This is a genomic window from Cryobacterium frigoriphilum (assembly GCF_004403305.1).
Lineage (GTDB): Bacteria > Actinomycetota > Actinomycetes > Actinomycetales > Microbacteriaceae > Cryobacterium > Cryobacterium frigoriphilum.
The window spans coordinates 1-26,496 of record NZ_SOHE01000038.1 but is presented as its reverse complement, the minus strand read 5'-3'; the positions used below and the strand labels follow the sequence as shown (position 1 = coordinate 26,496).

The following is a 26,496-nucleotide window of genomic DNA, read 5'->3' as shown; positions in this document are numbered from 1 at the left end:
GGCATGGATCAACAAACCAGCCGAGAAACCAGTTGAGGTTGAAGGGCTAAAACTAGCCGCCTAAACTCCCACTGGCCTCATTCACCTTGACAAATTCCGACGCACCCACACCGAGCCGTATCGCTCATGATCCGCCCGCCCATCCTGCCTAGTTCGATTGTTATTTTTCGTTCGGGTCTGCATAGCGGTCCGCGTGTTTTCAGGGTTGGGTAGGCGAGCATGAACATTGGCTTTAACGTATTCCTTTGGGGAGGAGTGGGCCCAGCAGACATGCAGCTATGGAGGGCCTCTGCGTTGTTGTGAGGTGACGGCCCAAGCAGTGGACAGCACAATATGTTGCGTTGAACCCACCTGTTCGTTGAGTGCGGCGGCGTGGCTCCACACGAAGATCCATGTTCGGATCATGGCTTTGTCGGCTGCCGACGGGTTTGCACAATTGAACAGACAGATCGCATAGGTTTCGGCGACGAAGGCGTCATACAGGGTGCCGAAGGCGCGTGCATCACCGGCAGCTACTCGTTCGAGAAGCAAGTGACTGCCGACACCATCCCCGGGGGAGCGCGGGGCTGTCTCGGCGGCGGTCATGGTGCGGTCCGGGATGATTGGAGGACGAGTGTGGGCACGGCACTCCTGGGCTCGGTGAGTGAATTTGCTGGTAGATTCACGGGCAACGCTATGAAGATATGTGCCCTTAACGGGGTGTGTCAAGGTGATTGATGAATACGAAATCGGTCACGATTCGCTGCCAAAACGAGACCGTTCATCGTTACAAATTCATAACTGTCACGCAGTCAAACGTCTGAATTGCAGAGATCGCGCATGTTCATCGATCACGTGCATGTGGCCACGATAGGCAGTTACGGAGGACTGGTCTGCCAGGGATGTGCTGGTGGTCGCCGGTGTTGAGATGGATACCTCCTACGAGGGAGGCTGTGCCAAGCCCTGAACAGTCCACAGCACGGGGCTTTTCCCTGACATTCGTGGGACTGCACGAAGCCCACCACAGCAGCATCGTGAAATCTGCTGAAATACTGATAATCGGGTTAGGTTCTGTCTCGACCGCAAATTGTGGTCCACAATATTGCGATGAAGAGTATGACTCGCGCCGCGCTGGTAAGCGGAGCATTTGTGGAACTTGCTGACGCTCTGGTCGGAGAGTATGACGCGCTCGATCTCTTGCGCACTCTGGTGGATCAATGTGTTGTGTTGCTTGACGCAAGTGCCGCGGGTATTCTCTTGGCGGATCAGGACGGCAACCTGCAAGTTCTCGCTTCCACCAGTGAGGAAAGCCGCATCGTTGAAGTGCTGCAGCGTGAAGCCGGAGCGGGGCCCTGCGTTGACGCGTACCGGTCTGGCAAGGTAGTCACGCTTAGTGACATTGAGGCGGCGGGAGATCGGTACCCCGATTTTCAAGCCGCAGCGTTGTCCCAAGGTTTCCATTCGGTTCATGCCATTCCGATGCGCTTTCGTCCCAATACCATCGGGGCGTTGAATCTGTTCCGAACGCGGAAGGGCTTGTTGAGCGATGAAGACGCGATCATTGGTCAGGCGCTGGCTGACGTTGCGACCATTAGCCTGTTGCACGAACGTTCGGCTCGTGAGAATGCGACAGTGACCGCTCAGCTACAGCGTGCGCTCAACAGTCGTGTTTTCATTGAGCAGGCCAAGGGTGTCATCGCCGAACGCAACAGCATCAATATGGATGAGGCGTTCAAGCGCCTTCGCGAGCATGCTCGATCGCGTCAGGAACCGATGCACACTAGCGCCACTAACGTGATCAACAGCCTCGTCGTGATCTAGGTCAGGGCTGCTCCTGTTCACGCTATTTGTGAGCTACGTATTCGTAAAGGTCTTGGCTGATGACTTGACTTGGTCTGGTCCTCTCGACCCTGCCGAGCCAAGCCACGAAACCACCGAGCGCGGGGATAATACAGCCGTGAATTGGTCCGTCTATGATCGACCAACCCGACGTCTGTTCCCCGTCGACTCGAAGCGTGATCGCTAAAGGGGGATTGTTAGCGCCAGTGTCTCCGATGGCGAGAGCGAGGTCCTGGGCGAACGTGTGGAGTTGCGCGCGTAGCTCGTCCACGGCTTGTTGTTGGCTCCGGCGGAGCACGGCGAAGCCTTTCATCGTTATGAGATATTCATCCGCTTCCATTCCTTGTACATATGGAACGGTCAATTCAAGCTTGGTTTTGACAGCGGTCCCCCCGCTCGAGTGTCTCCGGGGCGAAACGGACACCAACCGAACCCTGACGTTGTCGACAGAGGCAGCAAACCTTCCATAATTTCGAAGCGCTTCCACGCGGACAACCCAATGTTCAAATCGCTCAGCCTCCGTGCCCCGCTGGGTGTGGCGCTCGCTCACAACAAGGCTCCTTCGGCTTGACAGTTTCGTAGTGAACACCGACCCAAAATAGAATCAGTAGTTCCCCTAAACATTGGGATCACTGTCTGTATTTTCTACTATGCCGTATCGGTTCGGGCTGGTGGCTTCCAGCTGCTGCCTGGTACTTTGAGGCTGGGAACGTCAGCGTGGTGCACGATTCGGGTGATCTTGGCCGATGCGTCTGTCCAGAGATACAACCAACAGTGCCTACACGCTGGGAGCAACTCGGCACATACTGACATGGTCGGACACATTACGCGCTTGTTGCAGAGCGAAGAAATATTCATCTCCGACATCAAGGAAGAGCGTGTCGAGAGCCTCATCGCCGACAGAAATATCGCCAGGTCCGTCATCACGGCATCTGTCTAGCCCTGCTCAACTCTTTCCACACCTTGGAAGCACCTCCGATTGTTTTACCCGAGGTGGCGGATAGCCCGAGTCGGTACCGGTGATGCTTCAGTTGTTGCCAGGCATGGGAAGTGTGTTGTGGCCGACGCCACCGATAGCTTCGAAGGGAAGCCTTTTTTAGTCTCAAGTCTGGGACCGAGCCTGCGGAACACTGGGGATGTTGGCTCGGTCTCTGATCAGCCTGTGACCATTGAACCAGCAGACCGCACGGAGCCAGTCGTCGTCGAGGCGCGGCTCTCGCTCTCGCTCTCGCAGACGTTCTCATGCCTCGAGTTGATGGGCGTAGGAATGGGGGATATTTGGTAAGTCGCTGCCCAGCACGACTCGATCTGCCAGGGCCGCCAGCCGTGGCCGCAGGTCGGTCGGGAACGGCTCGGCGTCTTCGAAAAAGTCCGTGAACACCATCGTCGTGTCGAGATGCACGCGCGGGCGATCGGCCAGGGTGAGGAATTCTGCGTACTCGGGCGCACCCAGGTGCGCGACCACGGCGGTCAGATGCGGATGACGCTGCAGCACTCCCTCGCGTGCGTCCGGACCGGTGAAACTGGTACGGGCAACCGGGGCACTAGCCACATGAATGACCACTGGAACGGCGGCATCTGCCAGCAGCCCCCATGCCTTGTCTAGGGCAGGCTCTCGCAGGTCGAACCCACCCACCTGCGCATGGATTTTGAATACCCGCGCGCCCAGCTCCAGCGCCGAACGTACTTGATCAAGGACACCGTCCTCCGGGAAGAACGTCGCGCTGGGGACGCAGTCGGGTTCAGCGGCCGACAGTTTCAAAGCGAAGTCGGTGAGATCGGCCGCCATTCCGGGCCGATGCGCGTACGTCAACGCGGTGAAGCGATGTACGCCCGTCTGCCGCAGGTGCGCGAGTCGGCTGTCTTGGTTCCAGCGATACTCGATCGGCCACGGGCGTCCGATCAGAGGGCCGGCTTCATCGAAGTGCGCCCTTACGCGCCGCAACATCCGCTCGGGCATGAAATGGGTGTGGATATTAATCACCCCCGGCAGCTCGAGTCGCTGCCACCAAGTGGTCACGTCACGATCAGCGAGGGGTCCCATGCATCGTCCGTCCGATAGTTCAGTTTTCTGGGTGGGACCTTCGCCGATGAAGTATCACTGCCCGATCGCGCCCGGGGCACTGGTTCTACCTCTGCTGCTATTATCGGGGTCCAACTTCGTGTGGTCAGATTGATCCTGTGGATGGGGATTGCGTTGGATCGGACTTAGTCGAGGAGGTACCTCTCAAGAAACTGTGTTGTGCGGGCGAAGGCGAGCGCATCGGACTGTGTCGTTAAAGTGGGGATGCTGGTGCTGGCGAAGGAACGTGCTGCCGTGAAATCGTCGAAGCGTTCCAGGGTTGTCCCATCGGCGAGGAGTCGGGCGACGAACGATTCAGGATCTGGACCGTTCACTCCCGCGAAATGTAGTTGGACAGGGCAGGGCAGCACTCCCGGCTCTCTGTTGTTGAGCACAGCGTCGTAGGCGACGACGGCGTCGAGATTGCCGGACTGGGCCATGAGAAGAGCGAGCCAGCCGCCTACTGAAAAGCCCACCAGCCCCACTCGCGGCGCACCATATGTGCGCCCGGAGTGCACAAGCTCGCTGATCGTGCCTAATGCTGCCGAGGGGGTGAGCCGGCCGAGGAGAATAGCGGCGTCCGCGGCGCTGGTGGCGGCCCACCCATTGAAAAGATCGGGAACAAGCACGTGAAAGCCGCGCTGAGCAAGAGGAATGCCGTAGTCTTCCATGCCAGAAAGCCGGCCGTACCAGTCGTGCAGCAGGATAACTAACGGCTGGCCCGGCGTGCCGTATTCAAGGGTAGTTCCGCGGAATGCAATGCTGACAAGAGCCATGCTGCCACCTTAACGTCTTACGCATCAGGTCATATTCTGTCGTTATCTGACGGTAACGACACCGTGTCTGGTAAACATCCCGGAGACTTATCCGAGTGGGGTAGAGCTGTTTGAGTAGCCGAATATTTCGACGGGGGTTCTCTGTGTCCACATCGGACTGCGTGAGTAATTGCATGCAGCGGCGGTTATAAAACAGGATTAGATCGGGTGTGCGGATTTGTCGTTCCGGCAGGGTCAGGTGCGTCGTGAAACGTCGTCAGCTATGGTCAGGCATCGGTACGTCGTTCCGTCAGCTGTGAAGTCTTGGGGATCGCCCAACCAGATACCGGGGATGATGCAACCAGCGTTGCTCCTCGGGTTGATGAGAACAGCGGGTAGTTGACCAAACTGGTTCATGCTCAACGAGGTTCTCTGGGATTCTTTTATCGCGCTTTGTTTGAGAAGCGTCACGATGATCTGACTTTTGAATTTGATGATGTCCCCCAATCGGCGGTGGTGGGTGTTCCATCTTGGTAGCAGAACACATCGTTGCCATCAACCGCACCACCAGGCTGACAGCCTGCCCTAGACGCGTCAACGTGCTAAAAGAACAGGACTACCCCAGAACTAGGGAGAGCCTTTTTATGCCGTCGAATAGATGGTTATGGCTTTAGAGACAGCTCAACCGCGGTGAGTGCGGGTGAGCTTGTCACAGTGGGTGGTGATGCCGCGCCCTTGCGTGCGTACGGCGAAACAGCGCCGATGACGTTACGTCGTTTGCAGGGTTCTCTGTTCAAACAAGGCTGGCGACTGTCGTCACCGGTTCGCTGCACTCGCCGGCTGCCCTGAATATTTAGGGCTTTGAGCACCACCCAATCGTGCGGTTCGGCACCACCGATCACGCGAGAGGGCACCAGCGATGGCGTGGGTTGGCATCGCAGAGAGCGTGAATTCTCGTCGTCACACCGCCGCCTGACCGGCCGATTCCAGCTCAGGGTTAATGAGCAAATTCGTGCGATTTGTGAGTTCCCCTGCGGTGCGTTGAGGTTAGCGCCGTGCGGGGTTGGATACGGTTACTGCAGGCTTCACTACGTACGGTTTAATAAAGCATGGCTGGTATCCGTGTGTGCACGATCGGGCATTCGACTCATCCGATTGTTGAGTTCGTAGGAATGTTGAATGCAAATGGTGTCAAACGGCTCATCGACGTACGGAGTGTTCCGGGGTCTCGTCACAACCCGCAGTTTGAGGAACACGAACTTGTCGCAAGTATGCCGGAGGTAGGTATCGACTATCAGCGACTCCCCGGGCTAGGCGGGTTACGGCACACTCCGGCGGCAGAGGCATCTATCAACGGGGCGTGGCGTAATAAGAGCTTTCGCAACTACGCCGATTACATGCAAACGCCCGAGTTCGTGGCCGGTGTTGACGAGTTGATCGCGTTGGCGGAGAAGCAGACGGTAGCGATCATGTGTGCCGAGGCCGTTCCGTGGCGTTGTCATCGATCACTGATTGGCGATGCGTTGCTGGCTCGCGGCCTGCAGGTTGTTGACATTATGAGCCTGACCAAGACCACGCCACACACCATGACCAGTTTCGCGAAGGTCGATGGTGACCGCGTCTGGTACCCGCCGGAAAATTGATCAACAATGGTACGAATCCGGGTTGAGCACGGTGGTGCACCGATTACGCTGAAGACATTCGGCAACATTGTGGTGGTGGAAGGCATACTCATGGCAGTGAAATTCTTTGTTGGCGCTCACGTGCGCTGGAACTCTGAGGCCGGTTATGTGCAGGGTATTATCACGAAGATTCATATGCGAGACGTCGAACACAAAGGTCGTATACGCCGCTGTAGCCCTGATGATCCGCAGTATGAGATCACGAGCGACACGACAGACCATGTGGCGATGCATAAGGGCGAGGCACTGACAAACATCTAGCCAGTGCGGCGATCATTGGTCGTAGGCGGTAAAGATTCGACCTCTGGGCACCTGCGGCCAGATTACTGACGGTCACGGATCGGATGGGGACGTTCTCAGAGTGGCGGGTTTACCGCGATTTCGTTTGAGGTCATGGCTATGGGCGGCCTGGTTTGTATGTTGAAACGGATGACGCATCAGCTAACCAGAAACGCCAAGGAAAGTTCGTCGCATCGCCGCCGGGCCCGCTGACGCCCACGCGGGGGCCAGTTCGGTGGGGTAGAACTATTTCCTCGTCAGGAACGAGAAATTTCCACTGTCCGCCGAAAAGATTGTCACCGTCGTTTGCCAGGGTAGCTCCGAAGCTTTGGGCAACGCAGCCAGGGCCCCGCGCCAAGCTGCTCTCTCGGAGAGGAACTTTTCGAGGTTTACTTTCCCGCCTCCTTCGAGCGATGTCGGTTCCTGCCAGCACGTCTCCTGCCCTAATGAGACAACCGTATGGTTGGCCTGAGTGCCCGGTAACAAGGTTCAACGCGTGGTGCATCCCATAAGTGAAGTAGCAGTAAAGGTGTCCGCCAGGGCCGAACATTGTCTTATTCCGATTCGTCTTACCCCGATAGGTGTGCGCGCCGGGGTCGCGTTCACCCGCATACGCCTCGACCTCGGTAATTTGAATGGCCACCGTGCCATCATCATCGGTGCGCTGAAGGATACAGCCGAGAACTTCCGGTGCGACATCGAGCACCTCGCGCGCAAAAAACCCGCGGTTCGCTAGATGAAATCCAGTCAGCAAGGTCATTTGGTCAGCGTATCCACTCCCGACGGCAACATCTGAACGAGATTCTGGGAGCGTCCCGGAAATCGGTCTTTGAGCAAGGCCAAGTGGGTGAGCTGCGTAGTGGCTGTGCCGAGATCACTGGGCAATATGGAAGCTTGGGCAGTCAATGGTGCCAGGTAACGCCGGTCGTAAAACAGGCTGGCCACGTTGATGATCACAGCGACGATGACGAGCCGGGCGAGGCCACAATACCAGGCTAAGGCGAATGTGGTGAGTCTGTCGGATATGAACGCAAGCGCGACGCGACGCGACGCGATGCTACGGAAGGAACACTCTCTGGAGCCAGAGTGCCGTGCCGCAGGGTTACACGACGCCACGCGGAGCTCCGTAACGCAAAAAACTTCGATTGAGCGTGACCCCGAACAGAACGAGACCTTGGCCGAGATGGGCTCTGCACTTCGGAGACACCCGCTACCTGAAGTCGGGTCGGACTCTGCGCAGCGCTGTTCGCGCTGATGCCAATTAGTCGGCAATGTATTCACCGGCAACGGCATACCGCCATGGACGGGGGTATGTTGGGTGGTGATGCAAGCGGCATCGGAGCTGGTTGAGGTACCGCCAGTCTGGACCGCTCATCGCGAGGAGATTCAATGTCGAATCAGGGTCATGAACCGTGCGCAACGGGAGATCTCGAGGTCCGTAGTTTGTCCGATCATGAATGGCGTGTGGGGGATCGCCGCTGCCACGAAAGGTCGCCCGAGAAGGTGCTGGGCTACATCGAGAAACGTGGTTCTGCTTTTGAAGTCATGAACATAGAGGCACCGCGACGACATGTCATGTTCGCTCATTTCGAGTCAGCGGTCGCCTCGTTTGCCTCAGCCTTCCCGACTTAAATTTTATCCACCGCGTTGGCGCCAACTTGCCGATTCGTTCATCTTGGGCGCGTGGCGCTAAGTGCACCAGTACTTTCCCCAGGGCACCGATCTCAGCACGCAGACCATGGCGGGTCTGGAACGCGTGACCCACGAACTCAACAACCGATCACGCAAACCCCTCAACTGGGCAACCCCGCCGAGCTCTTCACTAAGCTTCTCGCAACCGCATAAATCGGCCTGTGTTGTAACGACCATTTGAAGCCAACCGTCAGCGGGTCGTTCTTCATAGCCCTGACACTTATCGAGGTGCTCCGCTCGTGTGAGCTGGCGATAATCAATTCGGCAGAGTTCGTTGAGTACGAACGCACACTTGTGGCGACACTGAACCAGAAACGACCGCGGCACAGCCTCGATTGCTCAGTCGCCGGAGGTGACGCTTGCCGACAACTCGGGATGACCCTACGAGTGTGAGAGAGGGAATAATCATGGCAGGGATTGCTGCTGAGAACAGTCGAGGACGTGTATATCGAAGGAGAGTTCCACGAGGAGTGCAGGCGTTTCTTGGCCTCGCTGCGGGTGCGCTGATCTACTACGTCGCTGCGGTGGCATGGGCGGTTCTGACGGTGGGCGGCTTGGGTACCGGTCTTTTGTCGACGATCGCGATCTCTATCCTCTCGGGGCTGAGCGTCTTTGTCGGGTGGCGCTGGTCGATTGTTGGTCTGACTGCCGGCATTTTCATCCTCATGTTTGTGTTGTTCGCCGGACTCACTGGGATCAGCTCGGGGCCTCCGGCGTCGTTGTGGGAGGACGTGCCTGGAGTTCTGGGGTACGGCGCTGCAAGCGGTTACCCGTCGATTGTGGGGGTCGTGCTGGTGTGCTCCTCGATCGTCAGGCGGTTGCCGGCGCCTCGCAATTGATTATCGCGAGTGCCCGGTGGCCGCTGACGAGGGGAGCGCCCTCTCGCGCAAATATCGCAAGTTCTTGAACTGAGTAACCTAGTCATTAGATCTGGGCTATTGGACCTGGTGGTGCGCGCTCCGGTGGCTGGCGTTGACCCGGGCAACCTTTATGGGAACCGTGCTTCCAGAAAGAAGGACGATCGTCTTCCACTGGCGGATTGCTTGAAGGCGCTCCGTGAGGGGGACGCTCTTTTGGTGTGGAAGCTGGACCGTCTCGGCCGAGATTTGCGCCCGTTGGTCAATACGGTGCATGATCTCACCGACCGCGGTATCGACCTTAAAATGCTCACCGGCGAGGGTGCCGCGGTCGACACTACGACTGCATCTGGGAAGCTCGTCTTCGGCGTCTTCGGCGTCTTCGGCGTCTTCGGCGTCTTCGGCGTCTTCGCGGCTCTCGCGGAGTTCGAGCGGGGGCTCATCTCCGAACGTACTGTCACGGGGCTGGCCGCGGCGCGAGCACGGTGAGTATTTGATGCCTTGAGAGCCACCCGATCGTGCGGTTGAGCCCCACTGGTCGTGCGGAAGAGCACCAGCGGTGGTGTTCAGTACCACAGGTGCTCCCCGTCACGGGTTACGCGGACGCGAGGGCGGTTGTTCCCGCATGTTGTAGGTGCCGGTGTCGACCCAGGTGGTGTTGTGGATGATCTGATCCATGATGACGTCGGCGCCGACACACGTGGCGCTCAGATGGTGCGAGGAACTTTTCAGGTGGGGCTTAACCACGCCGGTAGTGGGGCTAAACGATGCAAGTCACATGTCTGAACAGTGGGGCTCACTCGCACCACAGGTGGTGCCCTTCGAAGCGAATATTCATGCAGTCCCTCCCGTCCTCTCGCCCATATGACTTTGCCGAGCCTCGGGGTTGGTGAAGGCTCGGTTGGACCCGTCCATGCCGGTCCGCTCGGCGAGACGATTGCAAGTGTCAGGAAAAGCTATGGCCTCCTGGAGGTGATGCAGCGCTCAGGCAACGAAGAGCGTCAGGGGATACTTCACGCCGAAACCGTTTGGGAGTTCCGCTACGCCCCGAAACGCGCCTGCGATCCGCATTCTCAAGTGAAGAGGCTTACGCCACCTGGACCAACCAACAGTCCCACGACGATGAGCACAATGCCCCAGAGAATCTGGCGTCGAAATAGCGCGATAATACCTGCAATAACGAGGATTACCGCGATGATCCAGAGAATTGTCGCCATGGTGCTGCTCCATTTCATTTAGCGCCGGCGGGCTGGACGCCCACAGCGGTTTTCGATCTGTTGAAGCGAACCTACCCTCTGCTCGGTCTCTGACACTGTGTTTTATCCAGAATGTCGTGGAGGTGAGGCTCTGTCATCATGTGTTAGCGGCCATGCGAAACGACCAAGAGAACCCAAGCACCGGTCATGTCCTGCTGAGTGGATGCTCCTATTGATGTCAAGCGGCCTTTGGGGTGGGTTTCGATTGTCGGGATTGGTCGTCGAGCCGGGCGCTGAAGGTGGTTTCCAGGTCGGTGTCGGCGCGTTGTCCTATCTCGAGTCGACGTAAGCGCTGGTAGGGAACGTTGAGCTGTTTGGCCGCGTCGGTGAGGACGATGCCAAGGGTCTGGCGGCGTTGCCGCAGCCGTGGGTCACCGGGCAGAGGGACAGCGGGATTTTGGGTGAGCAACGCGAATATTTCGTTGGCGACGTGGCGTTTGAGGCAACGGACGATGTCGCGGTCGGAAAGGCCTTCAGCGGTGCGTCGGGCGATGTAGGCCATAGTCCGAGGTTCCTTGTGGCGTTTGCGGAGCAGGACAATACGGTGCAGGGCAGCGTTAGCTTGCCGGTCACCACCGCGCGAGAGACGAAAACGCTGCCGCTTTCCCGAAGATGCCGGAATAGGTGCGACGCCGCAGAGGGCAGCGAACTGGGCCTTAGTGGAGATGCGGTCTGGGTTGTCGCCGGCAGTGGCGAGCAGGTGCGCGGCAACAAACGGGCCCACACCGCTTGCGGCCATGAGAGCCGGATTCTGCCGGCTGGCGAGTTGACCAAGTTGACTGTCGATAAGAGCAATATCCGCCGCCGGCACCTGATGGCATTGCGCGAGGCGTTTCGCTGATGCCCGCACGATCAGCTCCGGAGTGGTGCCCGGTGTGGGTCGTGTGCGCGCGAGCGCAACCGTGAGTTTATTGCCGTCGTATCGGCGAAAATCATGCCGGATGGCCTCGGGCGCGCTCACCAGCAAGGCATGGATCTGATTGATACTGGCCGTGCGCGCCTTGGTGGTAGAGGAGCGTTCGGCAAGTAAGACCCGCATCGACTCGACGTCACCATCGCGTTGTTTCGGGGTTGATAACCCGCGCCCGGCCAGAACCGACATCGCCGCTTGGTGGGCGTCGAGGGGATCGGATTTGCCGCGCAGTCGACGCTCGGCACGGTTGGCGCGATTGACCTCAAGCACGCGCATTCCGGCATTGGCCAAAACGCGGGCAAGTTCCGCACCGTAGGAGCCGGTGCCTTCAACGCCAACAGCATCCACGATGCCGTAGGCGTGGAGGAACTCGATGATTTTCCGATAGCCGCTCCCAACTGCGAGGAATTCTCGGTCGGCGATCGGTTGTCCATGGTCGTCGACGATAGCGACGTTGTGCGTGTCTTTGTGGGTATCAACCCCGGCGAAGATGATTCGTAGTGACTCGGCCGCGATGGTGAATTGCGGCGGTTCACTACTTGCAACTGTCATGACTTCGGTACTCCCGTTTCGTCGTTGAAGGGAAATCACCGTTGGGTCGGGAGGGCAGACAGCACAGAGGTGAGGCTGTTGGCCAGGCTCCTATCAAGTCATGTCGCCCCGATCAAGCGGCACTATCGGCTCTGGTCCGGCGGACAGATCCACTCAAAGACAACCTCGAAAGGAGTCAGTGTAATTTTGAGTCACCCCGCACCAGAGCCATATCCAGTATCTCTGTGTGATTCCTCATCTCCGTGCGGAACCGGAGCGTGAAGATTTGCTCCGGTGACCCGTGAATCTGCAGTTTCGAACTCGTGTGTGTTTTGTCAACTTAAAGCCGGCCATTTCAGCGCTAAATAACCTGCCAGTTCGGCACCGTTTCCGGCCATTTGAGCAGGCTGGCATTTGCGGCCGGTTTTCGGGGTCGTTTTCGTTGCCGTGGCCCTTGGTGATGTGGTGTTTGCAATGTCGGGCGGGGCCGCGTGAGGCTATTTCATGAGGGCGTGTTTGACGCGGTAGGACTCGCCGCGGAATTGGAGGAGCCGGCCGTGGTGGACGATGCGGTCGATGGGATCGGAGTCGCCGTGGCCCAACGTCGACTGGTTCGGCGCCGAGTATTGCTCGGACTCTGGGAAATATAAAGTGAACAAATCCCTTAACATGACTAAATTTCATTAGTGTTTATTACGAACTATCCACGACCAGCGGGACCTTCTTGCTGGCGGTTACTCAAGGAGATAATCGTGAAACGATATTCCATGGGGATTCTGGGGGCTTCGACCGTTGCGTTACTCGCTGCGGCTACATTCGGGGCCGGCGCAGCTCAAGCGCACGATCCTGGACACTCCGGCGACAAAAAAACGGTATCGCTGTCCGCCGATCTCACGGAGCTCAACGGCTCCGGGGCGTCAGGAACTGCCACAGCAACAGTTCGTAACCAGAGGATCAAGCACATTGAAGTGCATGCTTCTGGTCTGACACCAGACGCTCCGCATGCCCAACATATCCACTACGGCGAGCAAGCGCTGCACGAGTGCCCCACCCTGGCTCTGGACAGCAACGGTGATGGCCGCTTGAACACTGCGGAAGGGGTTCCCGCGTATGGCCCGGTCGTTGTGTCGCTGAACACGACAGGCGACACGACTCCCAGCAGCTTCCTGGATGTGACTCGTTTTCCGGTGTCTGAGGGCGGCAGCTACCACTACAGCCGCGATAACATCCGCATCACCAAGGTGGCGGGAACGGGCTACCCGGGGCCGGACGGAACAGGAACGGCGAAAGAAATTGCCGAATCTATCCGCGAAGGCGAAGGCGTCGTCGTGATCCATGGTGTCGATTACAACGGCAACGGTGAGTACGACTTCAGTGCGGGTGCAAGCGAGCTCGACCCGAACCTGCCTGCAGAAGCAACCGACCCGGCCGCCTGCGGCGTCCTCGACTAAGCACGCGCTCAACACCCTTTCTGGGCAACGACCGCCGGTGGCCCGTCATCGATGACGGGCCACCGCACGGAACCCACCTGACTACTCGAGAAGGCGTCCTCCGCTCTGCCTCGGATGAATCCGCCTACCCGTTGCTTGACGCCAAAGCCGTCCAGTTCGTCGATTCACCCCCACAGGATCACACGCTGCAGTCAGAGTCGAGCCCCGGGTCATCAACACCCAGAACCGCGCCTGTTTCTCCACCAACTCAAACTTCGACTACACCTAGAACACCTCATAAATGAGAGTCGTTGCGACGATGGCTAGAAAGCGCCCAGCTTGTCACGGCCACCGACAGATAGCCCCGCCGCGATGGCTTGGGGCGACCCGCAAGGGAGAGCTCTATCCCGACAGGTCGCCATCGGGCTGACCTCGAATACTCGATAGGGTGCGGAGATGGCATTGCATCCGATTGGCCTCGTCCCGCACGTCATCGCTGAGCTGCCTTCTCTCCAGGGTGGATCGATGACCGTGGGTGACTACCTGCCTCGTGGGCACGTTTCATATGCGCGTGTAATGAATCCCATGCATGACGCTGACGGTCAACCGCTCGCCTGGTGGACCTTTGCTGCGGAGCAGTCCGAGGTGGACGCAACTACGAAGTGGACCGACCTCAACGGCGGCGCGCGGGAAGTAAATCGCACAATTGGGACCATCGAACCCGGCGTGGCCGCAACGCTCGCGCGGCTTCTCCGAGCACACACGTCCGCACCCACCGAGTGTTTCTTCTTAGTTTGGGAAGGGTACGCCGGGATGCGCGATGACCTACGAGACACGGCGAGCATTAAGATCCTGCCCGGTCGTAAAGTGCTCATTCTCGCCGGCGACCTCGCCGATGGCGGGGAGCCCTTCGATGGGATGGCCGGCGGCAGAAGTGCTCAGTGGTGGATGCCCGCGGATGGTGTGTGGGCAGTCGGTAACGACCTCTACGGCGCGAGCGTCTATGTCTCAGGAACCGAAGAGCTGATCAGCGCCATTCTCGCCGCCGACGACATCGAGGCATATCGTGCGGCAGCATGGATGCAGATCGTCGCCGAAGAGTGGGCCTCTTAGCTCCCTGCGATCGCTGGCTCTGGGTCCGTTCCCGAGAGGGGAACCTGATGCGGGCCGCCGAGAGACCGTCGGCGCGGGCGCGTTCGTTCAGGAGAACAGGCTATTTATTTGACACCTGTCCGAGTCTCTGCGAGCTTGTAGAACAGTTCGTAGTGCCGCAAAGATGGGGGAACACAACATGTCGAACACAGGGTTGTCACGCTCGGATGTCCGACCACGACTCAACAATGAGACGCGTCGAGGACCGATCCTCCTACTTGCGCTTGCGGTCGCCGCGACGTTTCTCGCGGGGTGTAGTGCCACGGCCGCCGGCGACACGAATTCGCCGGGGAAACCGCTTCAGCTTCGGTTCGTGATCTCCTCCGTTGACAGTCCATGCACCGCGCCGTCTCTGACCGCAGACGGCGCAGCCACCGCGTGTGACCAGGCAGGAACCATCACATACGAGCTTTCAGATGTGCTGGGTGTGATCACGCCGGAATCCGTAACGCTCTCCGAGAACCAGGGATCGACAAACTCCGTGAACCTTGATCTCAATGACACAGATACCGACACGCTCAGCGAAGCTTCTCAGGAAGCGCTGGACCAGAACCTGGCGATTGTCGTCGATGGCCGGGTCCTCTCCGCACCGGTCGTGAAGGATGTCCTCAGCAGCAGCCCGCTGACATTGATGTTCGAGACTGCATCCGAGGCCGAGCAGGTCGCCGCAGACCTGATGGCTACGACAACTCCTTGACCTCCCCAATCGACCTCGACTCCGGGATTCGACGGCACGCCATTTACCGCTTCCACCTTCTAGACGCACGGAAATCAACTCGTACCGCTGCGGCCGACGCCTCGACTGGCCCGCAGGGGGACCGCGGAGCGGGCACATATAAGGAATCACGCGGGTTCTCGGAATCTCCGCTCCAAGTGAGGCGACTACGTGCCATCTTGTAGCCTCAAGGCATGAAGCCTCGTCGCGTCCTCGCTCTTGCCGGATTCGCAACTGTGTGCGCAGTGGTCTTGAGCGGGTGCTCTGTAGACACGCTAATTTGGGGGAACGACGGTGCTCAGGTTATCCAAACTACCGAGAACCTCATCAAAGACCTCGCTTCTGGCGGGACATCTGATCTCGTTTGCGAAGACGCCGAAGCCGCCGAAGCCGACCTCAGTACGGCAAAAGATTGGGAAGGCCGCTCTGCAGGCGAGCCGGAACGGTTCTTTGCCGACTACTGGGATGAACAAGTACCACTCGATCCGCAGTGGAACATCAACATAGAGGGTCTTCCCGAGGGGGCGACTCCCGGTGACAAACATCCCGGCTACGTCTTTTACCGCGAAACCGACGATGGTCTCTGCGTGATCGATGTCGCATGGTCGACACTCATCGGCTGACGCAGCCGAATTTTCCCGCCACCCCTGTGGCTATTGAAGAAGAGCGGCGGTGCTCTATTGCCGCAGAATAGCGGTATTACCGCCCGGGAGCGGAACGGCCATAGGACCGGGGCGGCACTGGGTCAGCCGACTCGCTTGGCTTGTTTCAGGGTGGACGGGCGCAGCAGAGACTTGGCACCGCGGATCTCGACCCCTAGAAGCTTGCCGTCTTCATCGAAGTCGAGAATGACTTCGCCGCGGCCGTCGATTTCGTGAACGTCCTGCCGAACGGCCTCCCCGGCGTTTATCCGAGGTGAAATGTTGAAATAAGCCGCATCCGCAGACCGGTCATAAGTGCCTCGCCGCAACTTCTTCACGGCGCAAGAATACGGTAATCGGCGCCCGCAGGACGGACGACGAGTGCGACGAATTGGGCACCAAACCACCCGGCGCCCGAGCGCACCGATGGCGTGTCAGTTGGGAACCCCCTGCGGGACAGCTGAGACAGTAGTCCCCAGCTATGCGCGGTGCGCGAGCTGAGGCGGCTGGTTCGCTACCCAATCCCGAGGATTAGGTAGCGACTGTCGGCGGCGACCTCGGGGTTGTCGTCCGTCAGTCGTTGCGGCGACGCTGCACTCTGAGGACTCCGTCTTGTAGTGGGCGGCATGCTTCTGCTGCCCCCAGGGAGAGTAAGAAACCCAGGATCACGGTGCCTGCTAGTAGGGAAACACCTACAACTGGGAAGCTTTCGAGTTGGACGGCCGCGACCGTCGACAGTACCAGCCCAAGGGGTACCGATGTGCCCAGCGCAACCGCGAGTGGGACCACAACCAAGCGGCGACGAACTGCAAGATGAATGGTTGCGGGCACGCCCATTCGGTCGAGCGCAATTGACTCCGGGGCGCGATCGAAAACTTGGGAGGCCTGAGTCATGAGAGTGGCGGTCGCGGCCAGGACGAGCCCCAGTGCCAGGGTGATTGCGACTCCGGTCTGGATATCATGGACGAAGAAGGTGTTAGGGCCACTATCGCCCGTAGTCGTCGGCATCGTGACGACAAAGCCGGCGATGAATCCGAGAAATGCCAGAGATGCCACGTTGCGCCAAGCGCCTCGGGGATCGTCGAGGATGCGTCGGGCAGCCAGGAGGCGTGCTACGTTGCTGGTTCTCGCTCCCGGCCGGGCGACCAGTTGCATGAGCCAAGGCCCGACGAGGTTGATTGAGCCGATGACCACAGCAAGGAACCCGACCGTGGTGACGAGGCCGATGAGGCTGGCGATGTCCGTGAATTGTGCGTACAGGAGGAAGGCAATGACCAGCGCCGCGACCACCAGTAGTCGCCACCTTTTGAGGCGGCGAGGTGTTTGATCGCGCGCGACACCGAGGGGCGAGATGGTGACGCGTCGCAGGCCAAGAACGGTCGAGGCCATGGCCAGAACGACCAACGCACCGATAACCATGAGCCACAGCCACCAGGGCAGCAGCAACTCTGCAATACCGATGGGTCGCATCTGAAAACTCAAGAGTTGCCAGAGAGGTAGGGAGAAGACGAATATGGCCGATCCCAGCAACGCCCCGACGACAGATTGCACGATCGTCTCGATGACCGAAATCCGTACTACTTCGCCGCTGGTCATCCCAATGAGGCGCAGCGAGGCCAAACGGCGGACACGTCCGCGGGCACCGAGACGGGCGGCGCCACCTCCAAGGCCGAGGATCGGGATGACCAGCAGGGCACAGGCGAAGCCAGCCAGGGCGACGTAGGTGACTGCGAGCCCAGACTGCTGAGAACTGGAGAGCGCACCCTCGACCTGCCATCGCTGGAAAAACATCCAGGTTCCCCCGGCAACAGTCAGTGCCAGCCACGAGGAAACCGTGAAGGCGAGAACTGCCATAGCGTCTAGAACACCAGCGCCCTTGGTCGCTCGGATGCGTTCGATCGCTAACCGGGGTGCAAGAGTGACGGCGACGCTCATCGGGTACTCCGACTGATCAGCTGGTCGTCGTGAACCATAGCGTCGCGGATTTCGATGAGACGCTGACACCATCTGGCGACCTCATCATCGTGGGTGACGACCACCAGTGAGGCTCCAGAGCTGGCAGTGGTCGCTGTGAGAATCTGCATCACCTCATGCCCGGTTGCCTGGTCCAATGCGCCGGTAGGTTCGTCGGCGAAGACCACCTCGGGTTCGTGAATAAGTGCCCGAGCAATCGCGATCCGCTGGGCCTGACCCCCGGATAGCTCGCCCGGACGGCGATTCTCCATGCCCGCTAATCCAAGTTTGCCCAACCACTCGTCCGCTGTCTTCAGGGCACGGTTTCTGGGAATACCCGTGAGGAGGAGAGGAAGAGCGACGTTCTCGCGAGCAGGGAGTTCTGGCAAGAGCTGGCCGTCTTGGAAGACGAAGCCAAACCGGCGCCGCCTCAACAGCGAACGATGTTTGTCTTTCAAGCCCGACACGGATTCACCGCCCAGCGACACCTCTCCGGCGTCGGGAACGAGGATCCCGGACAAGCAATGCAACAATGTCGATTTGCCCGATCCGGACGGCCCCATGATGGCAACGGCCTGTCCCGAGGGGATGTCGAAGGTCACATCGGCCAGCGCACGCACCGGTCCATAGGACTTCGAGAGATTATGAGCGGCGAGAGTCTTGCGCGGTAACGAGGGGGTGATCATGTTCCTAGTCGACCATGGCGGGAAGGCGGGCGCCATGACGCCAGCCTCCCGTAAAGGGTGGAGTCAGCTCCACCCTTTAGCGCGGAGGCCACGTTCACGGGGCTGATCGTTTGTGCCTCTTCTAGAGTTGTTTCTATGCAAGACCTCACGCGCCACCGTCGCATCCTATTTCTTAGCCAAGCTGGAGTCGGTCTAGCGAGTGTCTTGGTCATTGGTTTCCTGTTGGGCGTCACGCTGTCAGCGCGAGCAAACGAGTTCAGCCTGTTCGCCAGCTTTGCAGCTGTGGCAGTGGCAGTCCTCGCGTGGTGGGTATTGCTGAAGTTGGAGCGCGCAAAATTCGTGGCCATCACAGCGCGGCCTGTTGATTGGGCACGGGAACTCCGGGAGGTGCGTGATTCCCGGCGGGTCATCGTGTCAGCATTCGAGATCGAACGACGTCGCATCGAGCGCGACTTGCACGACGGCGCCCAACAATACTTAGTGTCGGCCAGTATGAAACTCGGCGAAGCCTCATCCGTGCTTCACAACCGCGCCAGCGCCCCAGTCTCTGAGCCGATGCTCCTCGCCTCATTGCTGGAGGGAGCGCACCGCGACGCGGAGGAAGCGATGCGCGCACTGCGCTCCACCGTATCCAACATTCACCCCCAAGCACTCGCGGACCTGGGACTGCTCGCCGCCGTCACCGACATGGTCGAACGCAGCACTGTAGACGTAGCAGTGCACTGCCCGCACCGTTTACCGAACATGCCCGAGGGCGTCGCAGCGACCGCCTGGTTCTTCTGCTCCGAAGCCCTGACAAACGTGACCAAACACGCACCGGGAGCGACAGCGACACTGCTGCTGGCCGCCGATGCAGACCTGCACGTTTCCGTCGTGGACAACGGGCCAGGAGGCGCCCAGTTGCGCAACGACGGCGGGCTCGTCGGGATGCGTGAACGACTAGCTGCCTTTGGTGGCTCCCTGGAACTGGTTTCACCCAAGGGCGGGCCCACGACACTGTCAGCCCGGATACCGCTACTACTCACTCCAACCAACGAAACAAACCCATGAAACTGATCATCGCCGATGACTCTGCGCTTCTGCGCGAGGGTTTAGTCTCCCTGGTCGAGCGTCAGGGTCACGAGGTCATCTCGCAGGCGGCCACCGCCCCGGAATTGATCCTCGCACTTGCAACGGCCGTGCACGATGGGCGGCGCCCCGACGTTGTTATCACCGACGTCAGAATGCCGCCAGGCATGCGTGACGACGGCCTGGCCGCAGCAATCAACATCCGCAGAGATTACCCGGGAATGGGAATTCTTGTCCTGTCCCAGTATGTGGCCACTGCCCACGCGACGGACCTCTTCAACGGATGGGGAGACGGGTCATCCATGGTGTCACCACAAGAGGCCGGAGGCCTCGGATATCTTTTGAAGGACCGCATTTCACGCGTGGCGGACTTCATGCGGTCACTATCGATCATCGCCGCAGGCGGCGTTGTTGTAGATCCTGAAGTCGCGACTCGCCTCATCCATGGCCGCCGTACAGCACTGGATCGGCTCAGTGCCCGCGAGTTCGAAGTGCTGGAGCTAATGAGCCAAGGACTATCGAACCAGCAGATCGCTGAACGGCTCTACCTCTCCGCCAGCGCCGTCTCCAAACACGTCACAAATGTGTTCATGAAACTAGAACTGCCAGCTGGCGAGGACAATCGCCGGGTACGCGCGGTGCTGGCCTATCTCACTGCCAATGATTGACTCGTTGAGTCGACTCTCTTCGTTCATGCGCCTGAGTCTGAACTCGCCCGAAACCTCCGTGTGATCACATCACGGCGTGTGAGCGTGTCCCGCAAGGGGAACCCCTACCGGTCACACGCATTCCTCAGCGGGACATGACCCCGGAAGGCTCAGGCCTTACGAGCCGCCACAGAGAACATCAGCGGCACCCTCTCGCGACCCGAGGCCAAAGTAAATCCGGCCGGCGTCTCTACGAGTGGGGGCAACGGCTTCCAGGGCATAGCGGCCCGTCCACCCTCGCAGTCCGTCGAGGTGCGAGTGTGGTCGACCACTTGCTGCCCGCGAAGGTTCCTTGGCCGTCCCCAGCCTGATCAATCCGTGCAACGTTCGGCTCGCGGCCGCAAGCATCGTTCGGTCAAGGCCTCGACGGCTTGGAGGCTCAGCGCGTGACCGCGCCGTGCCTCCACGCCGTCAGCTCGCCGGGACGCGACCTCCGGGGTCAGGCGGCCATCGCCCCGTAACGCTTGTGGCCAGTGACGTCGTAGCGGTCGAGCATCATGACCTTCGACCAGACGCGGATGAATGCGCGGACGAACCGCTCTTGCCCGTCGCTGCCCGCGTAGGCGTCGGCGATCGACCGCAGTTGCGCGTTCGAGCCGAATACCAGGTCATTCCGGGAGGCCCTCCAGCGAGCCTCGCCGGTCGCCTGAACCCGACCAGTGAAGGTCATCGCGGTCTCGTCGTCCTTCGTCCAGATGAGGTCGGTGTCGGTCAGGTTTACGAGGAAGTCGGTCGTCAGGGCTCCGACGTGATCCGTGAGCACACCCACGTCGGACCCGTCCCAGTTGCTGCCGAGCACGCGGAGCCCGGCGTGCAGGACGGTCCACTCCGGTGCGGTGAGAGTGAACAGGTTCGCCTTGTCGAGGAATGCCGCCTCGGGTGCGACGCCCGGAGCAAACTCTTCGAAGCGCTCGGACACGAAGTTGCGGAACCCGTCCGCAATGGGTCGCAGCCACTCGAACATCTCGATGTCGGTCAACTCCTGCGTCGTGTCGACACGGCCTGGCGTAAACGGCACGCTGGCGTCAGATCCTGCCGCCCGTGCCGCCTGCTCCACGGCGGCGCTGCCGGCGAGGACGATGAGGTCGGCGAGAGATACCTTCCGTCCGCCCGACGTCACCGTGAAAGCCGCCTGCACGTTCCGCAGCGCGTCGATGACTGGGACGGTGCGTCGGTTGACCGCCCAGTCTTTCTGCGGCGATAAGGCCAGGCGGGCACCGTTCGCCCCTCCGCGCTTGTCGCTGTCGCGGTAGGTCGAGGCGGCGGAGAACGCCGTGTAAACGAGGTCGGACACTGACAGCCCGGTCGCGAGGACGGCTTCCTTGAGCGCTGCCACGTCGGCCTCGTCGAGTGAGTATCCTGCTGTGTCCGGGAGCGGGTCCTGCCAGAGCAGGTCGTCGGCGATGGTGACCTCCGGGCCGAGGTACCGGTGCTTCGGCCCCATGTCGCGGTGCGTGAGCTTGTACCAGGCCTTCGAGAACGCGAGGGTGAACAGATCGAAGTCGGCCAGGAAACGCTCGCATATGGCCCGATACTCCGGGTCGACCTTGAGTGCGATGTCCGAGGTCATCATCATGAGCGGGTTCATCTGACCGGGTACGTGGGCGTCCGGAGTCTTCGGCGCCTCCGAGTCAGTCGGTGTCCACTGCAGCGCGCCTGCCAAGCTTTTCGTCTGCTCGTAGTCGTACGCGAACAGGTTCTCGAGGTAGGCGTTGTCCCACTGTGTCGGGTTCGGAGTCCAGCTGCCCTCGATGCCGTTGGTCGAAGTGTGCTCGGCACTGCCGGTACCCACCGGGTTGTGCCAACCGAGCCCCATCGACTCGATCGGGGCTTTCTCGGGTGATGGTCCGATGTCGGATGCGGGTACCTGGCCGTGGCTCTTACCGAACGCGTGGCCACCGGCGATCAATGCCACCGTTTCCTCGTCGTTCATCGCCATCCGCGTGAACGTGATGCGAATGTCGCGTGCTGAGCCCAGCGGGTCGCCGTTCGAATAGGGCCCCTCAGGGTTGACGTAGATGAGCGCCTGGTGCGACGCGGCCAGGGGGCTCTGCAAGTCGTAGCCCGCGTCGCCGTTCTGACCATGCCAGCGTTCGTCGCGGCTCACCATCTCGTCAGGGCTCGCGACCGTGTGCGGGTTCCAGACCTCCGGGCCCCACCAGGTGCCGTCGTCCGGTTCCCAGGCATCGAGTCGTCCACCACCGAAGCCGTACGTCGGCAGGCCCATCAACTCGAGGGAGCAGTTGCCGGTCAAGACCATCAGGTCGGCCCACGACAGAGCGTTGCCGTACTGGTGCTTGATTGGTTGTAGGAGTCGTCGTGATTTGTCTGTGTTGCCGTTGTCCCACCAGCTTCCGATTGGTGCGAACCGCTGCATCGCGGTGCCCGCTCCGCCACGGCCGTCGGCAATTCGGTACGTGCCGGCGGCATGCCACGCCATTCGGATCATCTGTGGACCGTAGTTGCCGTAGTCCGCCGGCCACCAGTCGACCGATGTGGTGAGCAGTCGCTTGATGTCCGACTTGAGCGTCGTGAGGTCGATCGTGGCGAAAGCCGCCGCGTAGTCGAAGTCCGCGCCGAGCGGGTCGGCGTCTACGCCGTTCCGGTGGAGAAGCTCAACCCGGAGACGCTGCGGGTACCAACTGTCCAGGGTCGGCGACTGACCGAAGGTGCCACCGAGGTGGTCGCCACCTGCTGGCAGCGCACCGCTCATGTGGAAACTGCATGTGTTGGTCTGGTCGTCAGTGCCCATTGATGCTCCCTGTGTGCTTTAGCTGGATAAGAAACGGTGTCGTCGGGGTCACAATTTAACGATTAGCCGCCGCATCGCAGCGGCGTCAATCTGTGGTGCAGCGATGCTTCGACGCTGCTGTGAGGCGGTGCGTCGCGGGCTGCCGAGGTGACGGGAAGCCCGATAGAGAGATCGTATTCCCGCAAGGTGCGCGTGGCCTGCCAAGAAAGTGACTGACTTCTAGACGGCGGTGGTGCGGTGGCCGAGCGCACGACGGCCAAACCAAATAAAGCCCTGCGCCGATTGCTGCGGTGCGGGCGGTGCGAAGCCCGGTGAAACCGACGCCGGAGGATGGGGGCTGTCGAGAGCTTGATTTCCGCGAATCGTGTTCCGCTCGCGGTGACCTGGGAGCACCCCCGCCAGAGGCTCCTAGTGGGGAACCCCCTACGGGACTACGCCACCCCTCGGTAGCGCTCGAACTCACCAGAAGTCCGGCGGCTGCATCCGGATTGTTGAGCGATACCGCGAGTCGTTTGCCCGGGCAGTGTTCAGTACCTGCCAAGGCTCCCCGTCGAGTTGTGCGGTGTCAGGCGTCTTGCCAATGGGACGGCATTTTCAGATCCGCGGGTAGACGAGTTACATGGTTGCCGTGCGCAGCGTTGAGTTGCGGCTGCGTCACGTATAGGGCCTTCAAGAGGTCAGCGCCGTCAAGGCGTGCATCTCTGAAGTCGGCACCGAGCAGATCGACTCCTGACAAGTCGCTGTCCCGCAGGTCTGCGGCGATGAGATAGGCCCCACGGAGATCTGCCCCGCACAGTCGGCGGGACCTGAGATTTTTACCCATCAGGTCTGCTCCCGGTTTCAGCGCGGATTCCAGGTGGTCATCGCCAGCGGCAAGGTAGGCCGCCCGTACTTCTTCGCTGACCTCGATGAGCGTTAATCTCACCTGGGAGTGAAGATCCTGAACATCCAGTGAAAGCACGTCCGATAGTTCACCCCCGACGGCTTGCTCGATCGTGTTCCTGAGCTGTGCCGCACGGTGTGAGGCGTCGGGATCGAACGTTCGCGTCTGTGCCTCGGCCAGATACCACAGCATCTCATGGAGCTGCCGTGCGGCAGCGAACGCGGCAAACATCTCGCTCTTGGTGTCAGGGCTTTCGATCCAGCTCTTTCCGAAAAAGAGCCCTTGCGACACGTTTTGGCCAGCACCGAAGCAGTCAAAGACGGTGCAGCCACGGAAGCCCCTCGGGCGCAGTGTGTCATGGATCGTGCACGAGAAGTCAGGTGCCAGGTTGTGGCAAGGAGAACCTGCGGGTTTGTCGACAGGAAAGTCTGCAGAACGTGAGAAACCGAAGGCAGTGCAGCAGAGGGCAAAGCAATTGCCGCAGTCAGGTCGCAGGGATGCCCGGTCGAGGGCGGGCGAAGCAGGCTCGAGAGAGTTCGCTGATGTCATGTGAATGGGATCTTCCAGTGATGAGTTCGATAGGTGGCCGGGATGCACGGGAACTCCGACTGGAGCTCCCCTCGCGGGCGCACTGAATCACTACTCCTCGGATGAGGAGTGAACTGGAATCCCTACAGGGGCTCTGGGTCACAGAGACGAATGAAATATCACGGGCATCAGAGTATCTGACACTTGGGCCACCGCCTGTGCTCCATGCTCATCGGACCTTGCCCGCAAGCCGAACCCCCTACGGGACTATCAAATTTTGAATCTGTCGCTGACTTTGCTGACGCCATTGAGCCGGCCATTCATCGTCGAAAACCTCGCTGAGTAGAAGTGGCGCGTCCCAGAAAACGGATCGTGGGCCTGCGCCTCAATCACGTGCACGCCACAGTTGGGAGCTAACATTTTTGCTATTTCGCCGCAGACCTCCCTATGGCCTCTTTCGAAGCGGTGCGTTTTGCCTCGATGGCGATGGTCGCAAATGCCGCTTGCAGAGCTGGCGGGTCGATGACGATTAAGGGTCTATCCATCAGAAGCAGCCAGCGTGCGATCGCGTTATAGCTGTCCGCGCCCGCGTTGACGATTGACGTTTGGGCTGTTTCCTCGGTAATGGTTCCCCAGGCGGCTGAGATCCAGTGGGCGACCTCAGCGCGGGGAGCGTGCACGCGCACGGTCGCGGTCACCTGCCGGACCGCCGCACCGACTCGGCCCGCAACATAGACATCGAGGTCTTCCGCCGGCGGTTTTCGAGGGCGACTTGAGACTGTCGTGATGTTGGCATCCGCTAGGCGGTCGACACGAAAGATGCGCCAGCCGTTCACATCGAGAGAAAACGCAACGAGGTACCACCGGTTCATCGTGCGCACCAGATGGAGCGGCTCAAGGTATCGACGCCCACTCATTCCCGAGCGACCCTGGTACATGACCTCGACTTGTCGACGGGCCCGGCACGCTCGCGCGAGCAGCACGAGAGTGTTCGCGTTCACGGGCGCCGGGTCTGAGCCGATCTGGCTGCCCAGGTCGATGCGGCTGGAGTTTTGTGCCAGGGCATCGATCGCGGAACGAAGTCGGGGCGGCATGACGCGATTGAGCTTGTCGAGGGCACTGAGCGCCCCAGGGGCTGCACCACGATTGCCTGTCGCGGATGCGTCCTGTAGCGCGAGGAGGGTGGCAATTGCTTCTTCGGCGTCGAACATCAGCGGAGGCAATGTTGCACCGGCTTCGAGCTGGTAGCCACCACCAGTGCCGTGCACGCTGGCCACCGGGTAGCCCAGATCACGAAGCCGGGCGACGTCGCGTCGAACCGTGCGGGCCGTCACCTCGAGCTCTGCTGCTAACTCGGCAGCATTCCACTCCCGGGTGCGTTGGAGCAGCGCTAACAATCTCAGCAGTCGTCCGGAGGTGTCCCACATGACATTCATCTTCCACCTTGTAGCGGACGAGATCTGTCCGGTACTACTTCTACGGTGGCAACTGCCCAGCAACCACCGGGCCGAACCCAACTGGAGTACTTCACATGCCCAACATCACCGCGCTTGCCACCACCACAGAAGAGATCGTCCTGAACCAGTACCGCACCGATCACACCGTCTCTCCTTCGCACTGCCTCACGATGCAGACAATCGATACCGCCCGTCTGGAGCCCGGTCAGGTTCGCGTGCGGAACGATTTTCTCCAGATCACCGCCGTCATGGCCGATCTCATGACGGAACATCCTGGCCTTCCAATGCCGCCCTATTTGCTGGGGACGCCGCTCTGGGGCGGGGCCGTTGGAACAGTCACGGAGTCAGCAGCCGATCTGCAGGTTGGATCGGTCGTGACGCACATGAGCGGATGGCGGGAGGAGACCGTCGCGGCTGCGGAAACGTTTTGGCCGGTACCGATCGAAGTCCTGCCGGGAGCGGAATACGTGCTGAATCAAGGTGTCACTGCGCATCACGGGATCGTTGATATCGCCCAGGTACGCGCGGGCGATATGGTTTTCGTCAGCGGGGCTGCGGGCGGCGTTGGTTCACTCGCCGGATCTCCTGGCCGGCGGGGTCGACATCGCCGTCATCGCGCTCTGGCTCGGTCACGCCGACACGCACAGCACCGACGCCTACCTCCACGCCGATATGGCGA

General features: G+C 60.2%; 25 protein-coding genes and 3 pseudogenes. 14 read left to right on the top strand and 14 right to left on the bottom strand.

What is annotated here, in order from left to right; translation table 11 throughout:
• Positions 1–276: 276 nt before the first annotated feature.
• On the bottom strand, positions 277–585 hold the full coding sequence (locus E3T55_RS08205; RefSeq protein WP_134519086.1) for a sigma-70 family RNA polymerase sigma factor: 309 nt from the start codon (positions 583–585) through the stop codon (positions 277–279).
• A 501-nt stretch (positions 586–1,086) separates the two neighbouring features.
• Between E3T55_RS08205 and E3T55_RS08200 the strand changes: the two genes are divergently transcribed.
• Complete coding sequence (locus E3T55_RS08200; RefSeq protein WP_134519085.1) at positions 1,087–1,800, top strand: GAF and ANTAR domain-containing protein; 714 nt, start codon at positions 1,087–1,089, stop codon at positions 1,798–1,800.
• An 829-nt stretch (positions 1,801–2,629) separates the two neighbouring features.
• On the top strand, positions 2,630–2,758 hold the full coding sequence (locus E3T55_RS20940) for a hypothetical protein (protein ID WP_255455384.1): 129 nt from the start codon (positions 2,630–2,632) through the stop codon (positions 2,756–2,758).
• Positions 2,759–3,058: 300 nt separating this feature from the next.
• On the opposite strand, the gene E3T55_RS08195 is transcribed toward E3T55_RS20940, so the two are convergent.
• Positions 3,059–3,838 carry an amidohydrolase family protein gene (locus tag E3T55_RS08195; RefSeq protein WP_241992948.1) on the bottom strand — a complete coding sequence of 260 codons (780 nt, stop codon included), beginning with the start codon at positions 3,836–3,838 and terminating at the stop codon, positions 3,059–3,061.
• A 188-nt stretch (positions 3,839–4,026) separates the two neighbouring features.
• Positions 4,027–4,656, bottom strand: coding sequence for a dienelactone hydrolase family protein (locus E3T55_RS08190; protein WP_134519084.1), 630 nt, complete (start codon positions 4,654–4,656; stop codon positions 4,027–4,029).
• Positions 4,657–5,744: 1,088 nt separating this feature from the next.
• Here E3T55_RS08190 and E3T55_RS08185 point away from each other — a divergent pair.
• Positions 5,745–6,278: a DUF488 domain-containing protein gene (locus tag E3T55_RS08185; protein ID WP_134519083.1), complete on the top strand. Its 534-nt coding sequence runs from the start codon at positions 5,745–5,747 to the stop codon at positions 6,276–6,278.
• A 6-nt stretch (positions 6,279–6,284) separates the two neighbouring features.
• On the top strand, positions 6,285–6,578 hold the full coding sequence (locus E3T55_RS08180) for a hypervirulence associated TUDOR domain-containing protein (RefSeq protein WP_338145123.1): 294 nt from the start codon (positions 6,285–6,287) through the stop codon (positions 6,576–6,578).
• Positions 6,579–6,714: 136 nt separating this feature from the next.
• On the opposite strand, the gene E3T55_RS08175 is transcribed toward E3T55_RS08180, so the two are convergent.
• Entirely contained in the window at positions 6,715–7,356 is a 642-nt protein-coding gene (locus tag E3T55_RS08175) for a DNA-3-methyladenine glycosylase (protein WP_134519082.1), read from the bottom strand.
• 933 nt (positions 7,357–8,289) lie between these two features.
• Between E3T55_RS08175 and E3T55_RS20735 the strand changes: the two are divergent.
• From E3T55_RS20735 to E3T55_RS08165, 3 genes and pseudogenes are all read left to right on the top strand, one after another.
• A pseudogene (locus E3T55_RS20735) lies at positions 8,290–8,469 on the top strand (IS30 family transposase); the annotation flags it as partial.
• A 289-nt stretch (positions 8,470–8,758) separates the two neighbouring features.
• Complete coding sequence (locus tag E3T55_RS08170) at positions 8,759–9,127, top strand: hypothetical protein (protein WP_134519081.1); 369 nt, start codon at positions 8,759–8,761, stop codon at positions 9,125–9,127.
• Between the two features lie 123 nt (positions 9,128–9,250).
• On the top strand, positions 9,251–9,634 hold the full coding sequence (locus E3T55_RS08165; RefSeq protein ID WP_478213436.1) for a recombinase family protein: 384 nt from the start codon (positions 9,251–9,253) through the stop codon (positions 9,632–9,634).
• Between the two features lie 99 nt (positions 9,635–9,733).
• Here E3T55_RS08165 and E3T55_RS20230 read toward each other — a convergent pair whose 3' ends face one another.
• The 4 genes and pseudogenes from E3T55_RS20230 to E3T55_RS20545 form a co-directional block, all read right to left on the bottom strand.
• Positions 9,734–9,892: a hypothetical protein gene (locus E3T55_RS20230; protein WP_166791715.1), complete on the bottom strand. Its 159-nt coding sequence runs from the start codon at positions 9,890–9,892 to the stop codon at positions 9,734–9,736.
• 326 nt (positions 9,893–10,218) lie between these two features.
• Positions 10,219–10,362 (bottom strand): GPGG-motif small membrane protein, encoded by a 144-nt coding sequence (locus tag E3T55_RS20225; protein WP_166791717.1) that lies wholly within the window; start codon positions 10,360–10,362, stop codon positions 10,219–10,221.
• A gap of 217 nt (positions 10,363–10,579) precedes the next feature.
• On the bottom strand, positions 10,580–11,866 hold the full coding sequence (locus E3T55_RS08160; RefSeq protein WP_198418537.1) for an IS110 family RNA-guided transposase: 1,287 nt from the start codon (positions 11,864–11,866) through the stop codon (positions 10,580–10,582).
• Between the two features lie 476 nt (positions 11,867–12,342).
• Positions 12,343–12,423, bottom strand: a pseudogene (locus E3T55_RS20545) (ATP-binding protein); the annotation flags it as partial.
• A 174-nt stretch (positions 12,424–12,597) separates the two neighbouring features.
• On the opposite strand from E3T55_RS20545, the gene E3T55_RS08150 reads away from it, so the two are divergent.
• From E3T55_RS08150 to E3T55_RS08135, 4 genes are all read left to right on the top strand, one after another.
• Positions 12,598–13,296: a hypothetical protein gene (locus E3T55_RS08150; protein ID WP_134519079.1), complete on the top strand. Its 699-nt coding sequence runs from the start codon at positions 12,598–12,600 to the stop codon at positions 13,294–13,296.
• Between the two features lie 792 nt (positions 13,297–14,088).
• Positions 14,089–14,388 carry a hypothetical protein gene (locus tag E3T55_RS08145; RefSeq protein ID WP_134519078.1) on the top strand — a complete coding sequence of 100 codons (300 nt, stop codon included), beginning with the start codon at positions 14,089–14,091 and terminating at the stop codon, positions 14,386–14,388.
• A gap of 352 nt (positions 14,389–14,740) precedes the next feature.
• Positions 14,741–15,124 carry a SecDF P1 head subdomain-containing protein gene (locus E3T55_RS08140; RefSeq protein ID WP_134519077.1) on the top strand — a complete coding sequence of 128 codons (384 nt, stop codon included), beginning with the start codon at positions 14,741–14,743 and terminating at the stop codon, positions 15,122–15,124.
• 212 nt (positions 15,125–15,336) lie between these two features.
• Entirely contained in the window at positions 15,337–15,765 is a 429-nt protein-coding gene (locus tag E3T55_RS08135; protein WP_134519076.1) for a hypothetical protein, read from the top strand.
• 122 nt (positions 15,766–15,887) lie between these two features.
• Here E3T55_RS08135 and E3T55_RS08130 read toward each other — a convergent pair whose 3' ends face one another.
• The 3 genes from E3T55_RS08130 to E3T55_RS08120 form a co-directional block, all read right to left on the bottom strand.
• Entirely contained in the window at positions 15,888–16,121 is a 234-nt protein-coding gene (locus tag E3T55_RS08130; protein WP_241992947.1) for a DUF2283 domain-containing protein, read from the bottom strand.
• 235 nt (positions 16,122–16,356) lie between these two features.
• Positions 16,357–17,718 (bottom strand): FtsX-like permease family protein, encoded by a 1,362-nt coding sequence (locus E3T55_RS08125; protein WP_134519075.1) that lies wholly within the window; start codon positions 17,716–17,718, stop codon positions 16,357–16,359.
• Complete coding sequence (locus E3T55_RS08120; RefSeq protein ID WP_134519074.1) at positions 17,715–18,422, bottom strand: ABC transporter ATP-binding protein; 708 nt, start codon at positions 18,420–18,422, stop codon at positions 17,715–17,717. Before E3T55_RS08120 ends, E3T55_RS08125 begins: the two co-directional genes overlap by 4 nt.
• A gap of 135 nt (positions 18,423–18,557) precedes the next feature.
• On the opposite strand from E3T55_RS08120, the gene E3T55_RS08115 reads away from it, so the two are divergent.
• Complete coding sequence (locus E3T55_RS08115; protein WP_134519073.1) at positions 18,558–19,472, top strand: sensor histidine kinase; 915 nt, start codon at positions 18,558–18,560, stop codon at positions 19,470–19,472.
• Positions 19,469–20,158 carry a response regulator transcription factor gene (locus E3T55_RS08110; RefSeq protein WP_134519072.1) on the top strand — a complete coding sequence of 230 codons (690 nt, stop codon included), beginning with the start codon at positions 19,469–19,471 and terminating at the stop codon, positions 20,156–20,158. The genes E3T55_RS08115 and E3T55_RS08110 overlap by 4 nt, the downstream gene beginning before the upstream one ends.
• A 478-nt stretch (positions 20,159–20,636) precedes the next feature.
• Here E3T55_RS08110 and katG read toward each other — a convergent pair whose 3' ends face one another.
• From katG to E3T55_RS08095, 3 genes are all read right to left on the bottom strand, one after another.
• Positions 20,637–22,949, bottom strand: a complete 2,313-nt coding sequence (katG, locus tag E3T55_RS08105; RefSeq protein WP_134519071.1) for a catalase/peroxidase HPI — start codon at positions 22,947–22,949, stop codon at positions 20,637–20,639.
• 565 nt (positions 22,950–23,514) lie between these two features.
• Positions 23,515–24,381, bottom strand: a complete 867-nt coding sequence (locus E3T55_RS08100; RefSeq protein WP_134519070.1) for a pentapeptide repeat-containing protein — start codon at positions 24,379–24,381, stop codon at positions 23,515–23,517.
• Between the two features lie 404 nt (positions 24,382–24,785).
• Positions 24,786–25,787, bottom strand: coding sequence for a helix-turn-helix transcriptional regulator (locus E3T55_RS08095; RefSeq protein WP_241992949.1), 1,002 nt, complete (start codon positions 25,785–25,787; stop codon positions 24,786–24,788).
• Positions 25,788–25,891: 104 nt separating this feature from the next.
• Here E3T55_RS08095 and E3T55_RS08090 point away from each other — a divergent pair.
• Positions 25,892–26,496 (top strand): annotated as a pseudogene (locus E3T55_RS08090) (hypothetical protein); the annotation flags it as partial.